At 40.6% G+C, this 11,678-nt stretch carries 12 protein-coding genes; 6 read left to right on the top strand and 6 right to left on the bottom strand.

Annotated elements, in window-relative coordinates; genetic code table 11:
* Nucleotides 1-30: 30 nt before the first annotated feature.
* Together IQ31_RS08340 and IQ31_RS27295 are read right to left on the bottom strand one after the other, a co-directional pair.
* Nucleotides 31-477, bottom strand: coding sequence for a nuclear transport factor 2 family protein (locus IQ31_RS08340; protein ID WP_083663507.1), 447 nt, complete (start codon nucleotides 475-477; stop codon nucleotides 31-33).
* A 48-nt stretch (nucleotides 478-525) separates the two neighbouring features.
* Entirely contained in the window at nucleotides 526-687 is a 162-nt protein-coding gene (locus tag IQ31_RS27295) for a hypothetical protein (protein ID WP_157625934.1), read from the bottom strand.
* A gap of 273 nt (nucleotides 688-960) precedes the next feature.
* Here IQ31_RS27295 and IQ31_RS08335 point away from each other — a divergent pair, with 273 nt between their 5' ends.
* On the top strand, nucleotides 961-1,524 hold the full coding sequence (locus IQ31_RS08335; RefSeq protein ID WP_342212505.1) for a DUF5777 family beta-barrel protein: 564 nt from the start codon (nucleotides 961-963) through the stop codon (nucleotides 1,522-1,524).
* A gap of 156 nt (nucleotides 1,525-1,680) precedes the next feature.
* On the opposite strand, the gene IQ31_RS08330 is transcribed toward IQ31_RS08335, so the two are convergent.
* Nucleotides 1,681-1,866, bottom strand: coding sequence for a CsbD family protein (locus IQ31_RS08330; RefSeq protein WP_046672091.1), 186 nt, complete (start codon nucleotides 1,864-1,866; stop codon nucleotides 1,681-1,683).
* Nucleotides 1,867-1,994: 128 nt separating this feature from the next.
* Nucleotides 1,995-2,390: a hypothetical protein gene (locus IQ31_RS08325; protein ID WP_145327727.1), complete on the bottom strand. Its 396-nt coding sequence runs from the start codon at nucleotides 2,388-2,390 to the stop codon at nucleotides 1,995-1,997.
* Between the two features lie 327 nt (nucleotides 2,391-2,717).
* Here IQ31_RS08325 and IQ31_RS08320 point away from each other — a divergent pair, with 327 nt between their 5' ends.
* The 5 genes from IQ31_RS08320 (at nucleotide 2,718) to IQ31_RS08300 (ending at nucleotide 9,653) form a co-directional block, all read left to right on the top strand.
* On the top strand, nucleotides 2,718-3,083 hold the full coding sequence (locus IQ31_RS08320; protein WP_145327726.1) for a hypothetical protein: 366 nt from the start codon (nucleotides 2,718-2,720) through the stop codon (nucleotides 3,081-3,083).
* A gap of 79 nt (nucleotides 3,084-3,162) precedes the next feature.
* A complete protein-coding gene (locus IQ31_RS08315; protein WP_145327725.1) occupies nucleotides 3,163-3,693 on the top strand; it encodes a sigma-70 family RNA polymerase sigma factor in 531 nt (176 codons plus the stop codon).
* A gap of 42 nt (nucleotides 3,694-3,735) precedes the next feature.
* On the top strand, nucleotides 3,736-4,761 hold the full coding sequence (locus IQ31_RS08310) for a FecR family protein (RefSeq protein ID WP_075991407.1): 1,026 nt from the start codon (nucleotides 3,736-3,738) through the stop codon (nucleotides 4,759-4,761).
* Between the two features lie 25 nt (nucleotides 4,762-4,786).
* A complete protein-coding gene (locus IQ31_RS08305; RefSeq protein ID WP_145327724.1) occupies nucleotides 4,787-8,143 on the top strand; it encodes a SusC/RagA family TonB-linked outer membrane protein in 3,357 nt (1,118 codons plus the stop codon).
* A 10-nt stretch (nucleotides 8,144-8,153) separates the two neighbouring features.
* Nucleotides 8,154-9,653 carry a SusD/RagB family nutrient-binding outer membrane lipoprotein gene (locus IQ31_RS08300; RefSeq protein ID WP_075991405.1) on the top strand — a complete coding sequence of 500 codons (1,500 nt, stop codon included), beginning with the start codon at nucleotides 8,154-8,156 and terminating at the stop codon, nucleotides 9,651-9,653.
* A 167-nt stretch (nucleotides 9,654-9,820) separates the two neighbouring features.
* On the opposite strand, the gene IQ31_RS08295 is transcribed toward IQ31_RS08300, so the two are convergent.
* Nucleotides 9,821-10,606: a hypothetical protein gene (locus IQ31_RS08295; RefSeq protein ID WP_075991404.1), complete on the bottom strand. Its 786-nt coding sequence runs from the start codon at nucleotides 10,604-10,606 to the stop codon at nucleotides 9,821-9,823.
* A gap of 151 nt (nucleotides 10,607-10,757) precedes the next feature.
* Entirely contained in the window at nucleotides 10,758-11,564 is an 807-nt protein-coding gene (locus tag IQ31_RS08290) for a helix-turn-helix domain-containing protein (protein ID WP_088160517.1), read from the bottom strand.
* Nucleotides 11,565-11,678 lie beyond the last annotated feature (114 nt).

The raw sequence follows: 11,678 nt of genomic DNA, 5'->3' as shown, positions 1-11,678 counted from the left end.
TAACTGAGCTGGCCCGCAAATTATGAGCTTCTATTTATAGGAATTGATCGATTTGGATACTCTCCAGTCTTTACCTTCACGCACTAAAGTAACAAGATCGGTTTTGGTGAAATTTTCAAATTTCAAAGTAACCCTGGCCACCATATAATCTGTAGACTGTTCAACTACATTTGTGCTAACCGCGCAATCCAGGTGGATATTCTTTTGCTTTTTCAAGGATTTAACCACTTCATAGCGGCTATATGACTTTAAGGTGCCCGTTTGGACCTTTAGATTAAAATCTTCAGCAAACAATTGTTCTATTCCAGCCGACTCACCTTCAGTGATCACGGCGACATAGTGCTCTAGCGCAAAGTCTGCGGTTGATAGATTAACGCTGACCGGGTTTGATTTTGAACCCGGTCCTTCAGCTGCCATAGCAAATGTTGATACGGCCATTAAAGCTGCTAATGTGAATGTTTTTACGAGAGTTTTCATACTATCTTTTTTTGTGCTTTTTTACCTTGCTTATCTCTTGACTCAAAATTATCGCTCCAAATGCTTGTCGCCCACGGATTTTAGATCAATAACCAGCAGAAGTCGCTGAATGACTGAAATGAAAAAGTAAACTTCAAAATGCATAAAGAACATACGATCAATTTTAATAGCTCCGTGCCAAAGACCATACCAGTTGGCCCCAAGGTTCATTTATGCCTTTTAAAGCCCATTATGGACGATCTAAGATTTTCTTCAAAAAACGAAATGTACGCATGCGAACAGTTCTTATCCGAATTGTTCACATACGTACAGCACATTAAAATGAAATAGAAGTTTAATTTTCTATACATTTTGAAGTGAATGACGATATACAATAAAAAAGAAACGTACTTGTTTGCCTGATCAGAAAGATCAGGCCTCAAATTTTTTCGGGGGGACAAACAGGCTAGTAACACGGTACAAGCTCGCGAGACATAGGTTTAACTGGTCATCTTCGAGGGAATATATCGGAATTACAAACTCATTCCCAAGGTAAACGCGACGCCTTTAGATTCCAGGTCCACATTTCCTGCCAGCTCCGATAAGTCTTCGGCAGCAAGCTTTGAAGACTTCAATGATCGATTGAGTTATATGACGCAGCTCATCATTGCCCGTAAATTTAGCTCAAATCTATCGCTCGTTGTGGCACCAACCTATCTTCACTGGAGCTATACAGCTTATAACGATCAGAATACTGTATTTGCTCTTGGTATTGGCGAGCGGGCCAAGGTCAGCAATAGGATCGCATTAGTAGCAGACTATACATTACCCTTCCGAAAGTCGTCGAACAAAAAATACCGTGAAGATGTAAGCGGACAGCGTTATTATAATGCATTAGGTGTCGGTTTGGAAATGGTTACCGGAGGACATATCTTCCATCTCAATTTTACCAATGCAACCGCAATACAAGAATCTCAGTTTATTAGCGAAACAAATAGCTCCTGGCGTAAGGGACAATTCCGTTGGGGATTCAGCATTGCACGCCGTTTCAATTTTAACAAAAAATAAAAAAGCAATTGCTCCATCGTGTACTTGGAATCAAAATAATCTGTCCAACGTAATAAGAATTCAAAATACTTAAAAGCATCATCGGTTGATAGGTTCTTAAATCAAAAAAGCGGATAACAATGCTGTTATCCGCTTTTTTATCACACAATATTAAATCTACAAATCATTTAACCACTTATTTACCTCATCTTGTGTTTTACCGGTCTTCTTTTGAAGCTTACCTACCAATTCGTCTTCTTTGCCCTCGGCATATAATAGATCATCATCAGTAAGATCTGCATATTGTTGTTTTACCTTACCTTTGATTTCGTTCCAACGGCCTTTCCATGTTAATTCGCTCATAATTATTTTCCTTTCGTTATTTATCAATAGAACAGTTTCATACAGCTAATCGTTTAAAAAATAATGTTATAAAATGTTAATTTCACAACATTCACCTAGTAAACAGGCGCTTTCTATTCTTCCTAGTATTATTTCCGGTTACAATTGGCCGTCCATACCTTGCTGTCTTTTGTATAACCAATTGTCAATTTACCGGCATCAATACGGATAACTCCTGTACCTGCCGAACCAATGTTGACCAAGACGTTATCCTTTTTTTCAAAATCTACGCCGTTGAGATTTGGAATGCCATTTCCAAAAGCGAAATTATAGGTATCGCCAACTTTTGTTACGGTAACTGTTCCTTCTGCAGCGGCAACATCATTGTCATTGTTATTCATCTCATCATACGAGATAGTGCCTTCATATTTACCAACAAAAAGATCGTTGTCGGCCGGATCATCGTCTTTGCTACATGATGTAAAGCCTACCAATACCGTTAAAATAAGCATACCGAGTCCCAGTGTTTGAATTAATTTTTTCATACGTTGATGTGTTAATGTGAATATTATATTTTATTACAGCTGGGTAAAATTCAAACTTTATGCCAGTGCAAATGCAACCTTAGAAACACCCGTATCAAACACTTAAGAAGGGGTATAAATACCGAACTAGTGAATAAATACACAACGATCGTATGCAGATATCCGTTAAATACCCCATTTCTATTAATAAGTCATTATGATTTTTTGTATTTTTAACACCATAACTGGTTTTTCCCTCCACATTGGAGTAATCTAACCCCAATCTAGTGGGAAAAACCTCCGGTATAATGCATGATTAGATCCCATATAAAAAAAACAGCCTTATTTATGAAATTATTTTCCGTCTTTCTATTTTTTATTGCCCTCCAGTCTTGCACCGTTCAGCGGATAGGAAAAAAAGAAAAAGGTTCTTTGTATATCAATACATCAATCCCCGCACATAGTTCCTTAGCCATCTCAACCGAAGATGCCAGTCCATTTTCCATTGAGACTAAAAAAAGCTCGACCGGTCGGCTAAAAATTTTGAATGAATCAGAGGAGATTGAGATGGAGAAGGACAAAACATTCACACTGAATGTCAACCAGAAAGGGAACATCGTATTCCTAAATCAATCCGATCAAGGAACTAATATCCAATTGAGAGTCTATAACCATACATCGAAGATCATTCAGAAAACAAATCTCATCCACTAAGAAAGGAGACAAAATATTTTTAAAAAAACTTGGAGCAAAAGCGCATTATCGCTAAATTCATTTATTCCAAGCCTACACTATGGAAATCAATTATGCGCTTATCGTTCGAAGATTCGAGGAATATTTTGACCTATGGAGTTCCAAAGTATACCAATATGCAATCCATAAAACCAAATCTTCTTATCTAGCCGAAGAAACCGTACAGCGTGTATTTATCAAACTCTGGAAAAATATGAGTGACAAAAATATCGATGCCACCATAGAATCCCAGATTTTCTGTATCACCCGAACAGTGGTGATCGATCTGGTCAAGGCAGAGTATAACCGTAAGAAACTTTTGGATCACGATCAGACATTTGTCTTACGCCATAGCCCTCAGGATGATTTTTATGCCAAACAACTTACCTCCACACTCCATGAAATTGTCAATAAACTACCGGAGAAACGCAAGGAGATTTTTATGCTAAGCCGATTTTCTAATCTTTCGCATAAGGAAATTGCGGACAAGCTGGCCATATCAACGAAAACTGTGGAAAACCAATTGACACTAGCACTAAAAACCATTCGAAAGGCTTTACTGTTCGGTATGCTGATGCAAATTATTTTTTAATTTCTTTGGGGGGTACCTCATTTTCAATCGTAATCTTTATACATGAAGATTACAAAAACACTCATCGACAAATACCTAAGCGGTAAGGCCAGTGCGGAAGAAATTGCCGCAGTAGAAAATGCGCTGGCCAATAACGAGTTTTATTGGGAGGATTTTATGCCGGAAACGGAATGGCAAGCATATGAGATGGATTCGGATTTTAAAAACCAAAAGGAAATAAAAGGGCATATTTTCAAACAAATAGGGCAAAAAAATAAGGATCGTTTCAACTGGTTAAAATATGCGGCTATTATCTTCTTCATTGGAATCGGAGCTTGGCTGGGATTAAACCAGATCGATTCTTCTAAATATAACACCGCATATCGTAGCGCAAAGAAAGTCCAGCCCACACCACAAGAGCAACCAAGTAATTTATATTATATCAATTCAGGTAATACCATTCAACAAATTGCAGTTCCAGACGGTTCTACTATCGACCTATACCCCAATTCTGAAGTAAAATTCAGTTCAGATTTCACAACTATTAGAGCGCGGGAAATCCAATTAAAAGGTAAAGCCAAATTTACGGTAGCAAAGGATAAGACAAAGCCTTTTCGCGTTCATACGGCCGATTTGACAACAACCGCACTTGGCACTGTTTTCAGTGTGGAAGAAGGTGGTAGCGCGATTACGAAAATAAAACTCTATGAAGGCCGTATTGAAGTCAAAAGCAATCAGCATTCTGAAAATAAACAGGCCTTAAATCTACAGTTTCAACCCAACGAAGAAATCAGCATTGATAGCAAGCTACAACAGATCATTGCCGAAACCCGAGTCAATACTTCTCAATCCAGCAAAAGGGGATCTTACTTAAAAACTAGCGGACAACTGATCTTTAAAAACCTCCCATTGCAAGATGTACTTCACATCATCAGTCATAATTATGGCCTTAAACTAAGCGTTGAACCTAAAGATATACAAAATAAATATTATAGTGGAACGTATAAAAATACAGCATCTGCATACGTCAACATGTTAGCTGATATCCAAGCACTCCATAAAATAACCATTCATGTACAAACCGAATAACATTCACTCACATAACCCACAAATTATGCACAATTATTTACCTTCCAAGCATAGTATCCTGACTATGCTATTGTTGAGATCCAACATTCGAGCCGACGTAAACTGGGCAGTGCGTCTTGGCCTCATGGGGCTTTTGTCAACAAGCTATCTTCTCGCTAATGCCCAACAAAATGCGACCATTAACGGAGTAATCAAAGATGAAACAGGAAAGCCCATCCCCTCGGCGACGGTTACCATACGTAATGCGACGAGGGGAATGAAAAAAACAACAACCAGCAGGCCTGACGGAACTTTTTCACTCGACCAGATTCCTGCTGGACAGGGCTACCAGATCAGCGTATCGTCTATCGGTTTTAAAAGCAGAGAACTGTTGGATTACACCATTACAGACAGGGACAAGCTAGCGATCAATATCAGTTTGGAATCGAGTGCGCAAAACCTACAGGAGGTTGTCGTTACAGCGCTTGGTATCAAACGCGAAAAAAAAGCGCTCGGTTATACGGTCGCTGAACTCAAAGGCGACGAGCTGACGCAGGGTAAGGAAACCAATGTGGCGAATGCCTTATCGGGTAAAGTTGCCGGCGTGCAGGTAAGCCGCGCCGCATCCGGTGCCGGAGGTTCATCCAAGGTCGTGATACGTGGTAACAACTCACTTATCGGTAATAGCCAGCCGCTCTATGTTGTTGATGGAGTACCGATTGATAATCAAAACATTTCATCTCCAAACCAATCTGGGGGAACAGATTATGGCGACGGAATCGGAAACATCAATCCCGAAGACATCGAAACGATGTCGGTATTAAAAGGCCCGAATGCGGCCGCACTTTATGGACAAAGAGGAAGTAACGGAGTTATCTTGATCACAACTAAATCTGGTAAAGCTGGTAAGACCCGTTTTAGCTATGGTACAGATTTTTCATTGGGCAATGGGCTGGTCTTACCGGATTTTCAAAATGCCTATGGACAAGGATTGAACGGAACATTTACACATTTCAGAAAAGATGACGGCACCATTGTTTCTATGAGTGAAGCGCTGAAAAATGGTTACAGTGGTATGCCTAAAATGAGCGCCGGACGTGACCGTACGACACGAGCAAGCTGGGGTGCAAAAATGGAAGGCCAGACTTATGAAGATGCTTATGGCAACATCTTACAGTTAACACCGAAACCAGATACCTACTCGTCGTTTTTTCAAACGGAGAAACAGTTTGTCAACAACCTTAGTATCGATGGCGGAACCGACAAAGTAAACTACCGTTTTTCATTTGCCAATACAGATGTAAAGGGTTATATCCCAACCAATACGCTGAAGAGAAACAATTTCGGTCTGCGCACACAAGCCAAAATAACCGATAAATTTCACATTGACATCAAGGCGAACTATATTGCACAAAAGGGGCAAAACCGGCCAACACTGGCCGATGCGGCAGACAATCCTGCCTACCTATTTATCAGCCAGCCGCGAAGCTTGGGCAACGACATCATGGCACAGTATAAATGGACCGCACAGGAGATCAGCAGACAGCTCGGATTTTCGGGATTGACGGAAGGATTGGAGAAAACCTATGCCACCAATAGTTCCACAGCCAACCCCTTTTGGACCATTCATGAAAACCACAATGAAGATCGTCGGGACCGCATCATAGGGTTACTCCGTCTGAGCTACGACTTTGCTCCTTGGCTTAAGGTCACAGCGACCGGGGGTACGGACTTCTATACCGATCAACGGTTTCGCTACCGTCCTATAAACACCTACCAAAGCTTGAACCGAAAGGGTGATATTCGCGAAGAGGTCATCAGAGCCCGCGAAGACAATTTTGACGTCCTCGCTAGCTCCAACTTCAAATTGACCGATGACATTAAACTCAGTGCCAACTTAGGGGCCAGCCATCAAAGCCGGTATTTGCGTATGACAGGAAATTCAGGCAATCAATTTATTGTTCCGAATCTCTTTGTAATCAATAACACCACGACAAATAGTTACATATTTGACCTGATCGAGTCCAAGATTAATTCGGCTTATCTATCGGGCCAGTTCAGTTACAAAGACTATTGGTTTGTTGATTTCTCTGCCCGTAACGACTGGTCTTCTACCCTGTCAAAGGAAAACAATTCGTTTTTCTACCCGAGTGTAAGTTCCAGCTTAGTCTTATCGGATGCCTTCAAATGGCAATCTGATGCACTGTCTTTCGCCAAAATCAGAGCTTCATGGGCCCAGGCCGGTAGTTCAGGAAACCCATATCAACTGACAGGAGCTTATAGTCTCAACCAGTATACCCATGGTGGTGTACCGATGGCTTCTTATACAGAAATTATTCCTGATCCGAATTTGAAAAACGAATTGACCACGTCGATCGAAGCTGGGGCAGACCTGAGATTTCTAAAAAACAGACTTTCGTTCTCCTTTACCTACTATCAAGCCAAGACAAAGAATCAGATTTTGGACGTACCAATCGCCCCTTCCAGTCTCTATGTAAAGAACAGGATCAACGCTGGAGAAATTAGCAACAGAGGTATTGAATTTGTATTGGGAGCAACACCAATCAAAAGCGAATCGGGTTTTGAATGGAATACAACCTTCAATTACAACCGCAACAGAAATAAAGTTGAATCACTCTATCCCGGTGTAGAAAGCTTTTTACTCGCTACAGACCGCGGGATAAATGTGGTTGCGGAGGTCGGAAAACCATTTGGCCAGCTAATTGGGACACAGTTTGCATGGATCAAAGATGATCAGGGAAATAAGTTGATCGACCCTACCACTGGACTCCCTTTGCGCACAGCCGGACGTGTAGAAACCGATCTTGGAAATGCGCAACCCGACTGGCTGGGTGGTTTTGCCAATACCTTTAAATATAAAGGTTTCAACCTCTACGCACTTGTCGATATCCGTCAGGGCGGCGTGATCTTCTCCCAATCCAATCGTGAGCAGATCATTTATGGTACTTCTAAAAAGACCTTGGAAGGCCGTGATGGCACCTACGTTGCCGAAGGGATGGTCGGACAAAAAGATGGATCAGGGAACTGGACAAGTACAGGAACAAAAAACAGCAAGCAGGTTGCCGCACAAGATTACTGGAACATTGTTGCGAGTGACAAAGAAGTCATGGTATCCGAAGAAATGATCAATGATATGAGTTATATTGCCATGCGCGAAATCAGTCTCTCCTATTCTTTCCCTAAAAAGCTGATGCCACATAAACTTGTTAACTCCCTAAAATTGGGCGTCTATGGGCGGAATCTATTTTATTTTCAACGGAAAACTGATGGATTTTCACCAGAAGCTTCTGCTTTCAATGTAAACAATAGCTCGATTGGTATTGAATCAACTTCACTTCCAATGATGCGCACATTCGGTATTAATCTCACTGTTGGTCTGTAAACCCTTTATCATGAAAAAGAAACTATTTAAAAATACATTCATCGTCGGACTTATTTCTGTGGCAGGATTAGGTTCATGTACCAAAGATTTCGAACGGATCAATACGCCGCCGACATCGGTCACCACTGTAGACCCTTCCTTACTCATAGCCCGCATTCTACGTGATGGCACTTTTCAGGAATCTGGGGAACTACCCAACAACAAGTTCGGCTCTTGGATCCAACATTGGGCCGGGGGACCGGTAGTGCCTGTTTCTCGATATTTTGAAGGACCCGAAAATCTTATTTGGTCGCAGCACTACACCTTGCTCCGCAATATCGTTCAGATCAAACAGGAATTAAGCGGCAAGGAAGACAATGCAGAAGGAAGAAGTAAACTGGCTATTGCCGAGCTTTATGAAGCATACCTCTATCAGCGCCTTACAGATTTGTTTGGTGACATCCCCTACTCCGAGATCACAAAATCCAATAAGGAAATTAATCGTACCCCAAAATTTGACAAACAAGAAGAGATCTATCCGGCACTGGTTCAAAAGGTCGATGCAGCTATGGCAAAGCTTACAAGCGGCGACCTGTCTTACGGATCTTCAGATTTCTTTTACAAAGGCAGTATTGATAAATGGAAAAAATTTGGCAATTCGCTCAAATTAAAGCTCGGCATGCGCATGCGGTACGCCAATCCTTCTTTGGCCCAGAAAACGGTTACTGAAGCCATGACTTCTGCTATAGGTCTATTCTCCAGCAACAGTGATAATGCCGCAGTACCGACCTACAACGATGCTCAGGCTGAAAACCAGAACCCAATTTTACGTCAAATGACTACCGGAAGTGCCGATCTACGTTATTTGGCTAATACCCTGGTTGAAAAACTCAAAGAATACAATGATCCAAGGCTTCCTTTACTTGCCGAACCGGTCATTAGCAATGGAGTCGCAACCTATCAAGGTATTGGGGTTTCGTTGACCGATAACCAACTGTCACAATTAATTCGTGCCAACTATTCAACGGCGAATAAGTCTACTTGGTTCAGCCTTTCATTTGCACCGATCCCAAGCTATGCCTTTACCTATTCGGATATCTGTTTTTACAAAGCCGAAGCTGCACTTCTTGGCTGGGGTGCTACACCTGCAAATACCCAAACGTTCTTTACAGAAGGGGTCAAAGCTGCGCTGGCACTTCCGCCATACAATATGACGGCAATCCCCTCTGCATACGAACCTGTGCTCAATCTAAGCGGCTTGACTGACGAACAGAAAATGGAGAAAATAGCGACACAAAAATGGATTCACCTATTTGGCCGGGACATGGAAGCCTTTGCCGAATGGCGACGTACAGGATATCCTCGATTAACCCCCGGTCCTAACCCAGGTTCCACCAACGGACAAATACCGCGTAGAGCTATTTATTCCAGTGAAGAGGCTGAGTTAAACGCAGCAAATTTAAAAGAGGCTGCAGCACGCTTGACAAATGGTGACTCGTTCCTATCCAAAGTCTGGTGGGACAAGAAGTAACTGCACTTTTTTAGCCGAGATTATAGACAGACAAAGCTGTTCACAATCATTCAAAGAAGTGCTAATAAGTAGGGCCCTGATATTAATATCAGGGCCCTACTTATTTCTTCTCATCTCCAATTCGCATGGTTGTCAGGTCATACCAATACAATATAAGTCAAACGATACTATCGGATCCTCTTAAATAGTTCCGTTTTATTGTGCTGTATAATTTTCAACTCATTACCGCTGATGGAAAATTTTCCGGAGTAATAAATTAAGCTGTCTTTCCCCAAGTCATCATTCCCCTTTGGAGGGTAAAACAACAATGAGTCCGCTGAAACACGATAAGATCCGTCAGTTGCATTTTTTACCGAACAGGGTAATTTTGACTGAAAATGCTGGGCTGCCTCAAAATATAATCTTTCCTTCGTAATCGCATGTTCCCAGGCTCCATACAATTCATCTTTCGCGAGGTACTTGTTTTTCAATACCGCCAATAATGTAACAATTCCAATCGCTGCCAATGGAATATAGATGAATTTAATTTTACTGACTTTATTGAACCAATTAGGTCTATCTGCATCGGTAAATAAAGGGGCGCTGTCAATAAAAAAGGCATAAAAAGCTTTATAATCTGATAAAAGCACGAAAACAGCCATTAAGGTAAGAACGGTTGCCATACCTTTTGCACCCTGAATGTCAAAGGCAAAATCCATCAATAAAATATTGACGATAAAGGTCAGAAAAAGGATCACACCGATTCTGGCAGTTTTGCGAAAAAAGAGCAATAGCGCGCTGATAAGCTGCGCAACAGCAATTGCATTGCCGTACCATTTGGAATAGCCAAAATAATACCATGTCAATTCGAATCCTGAAAGCGCTGAAAGCGGTTTATCAAACACGCTGGGTTGTGAGGTAAATTGTGTTTCCAGGAGCTTAGCGGCAGCGTACGAAATGATTACAGTTGCCATAAAATACCGGCAAAATGTATACAGATAAAGATGTAGTGTCTTCCAGTTCATGTTGTGGGAATACGAGGTTAAATTAAAGTGAAAACAGATGATGCACATCTGATCATCAAATTTATGGTTTTAGAAAAGAGTAAAATTGTAAAAATGGAAACTACTCTACAATTAGCCAAACATTTTCTTTATTCACATCAACATCTTTAAAAAAGCTATTCGGGTTTAAAGCTGTAAATGCCTTGAAGTCCTTAATATAATGCGATTGATCGTAAAACCCTGTATTTAACAAAAGTGAAAATCGCTTGGATTTATGTTGCATTTTCAAGGCCTGTCTAAAACGATGTATTTTTTTGTATTCAGAGGGGGATTTACCTAAATTCCGCAAAAATAATCTGTTAATATACTGTCGGGAGAAATGATACTTCTTAGCTAATTGATCGACCGTAAGTTCGTTTTCGAGATCTGTCAGCATTTGTCTAAAGATCGTAAGATCTTTATCCGCTTTGAGTTTAGACAATAAGTAAGACTCTAGTTCAATAATTTGAGACGTTCTATCCAAAGAAAAGAGTGTCCTCATTTTATCATTAAATCCATCCAAAAAATTTATATCAATCTGTGTTTTCCTTATAAAGAGCTTTGCAGGATCTTCAATGAAATGATTGATGCCTAAGGGATGAAAATAAATAGTCAATTCATCAACAAGTTCCTTATAGAAAATCTGCATCGGTTTGGTATACCTAGAGACAACGCAAGTCATAATATTATTTGTTTCAGAAGAACTTATCGTGACGAGGTCCCCTTTATCTTCCACCTCAAACTGCTGATTCACTGTTAAAATACAGTAGTTATTTGGAAAAGTCCAATACTTAATAGGCCCACTATCTTGATTTTTAGTAATGAAATAATATCCTTTAATGTATTTTCTTAATGTTTCGTTAATCGGCTTATAAAAGTCTAATTTCATGCTTTTAAAATGGTACTTTCCTCAAAAATAAAACTGTAATTCATGTCCCTTTTTTAATTCAGGGACATTTTTACGAAAATAGGATCGACAAATGTATTAAACGGGAAATTGGGC

It is taken from the genome of Sphingobacterium siyangense (assembly GCF_007830445.1).
Taxonomy (GTDB): domain Bacteria; phylum Bacteroidota; class Bacteroidia; order Sphingobacteriales; family Sphingobacteriaceae; genus Sphingobacterium; species Sphingobacterium siyangense.
Note: the sequence above shows the minus strand (reverse complement) of the source record. Positions and strands in the feature narration are given on the sequence as shown.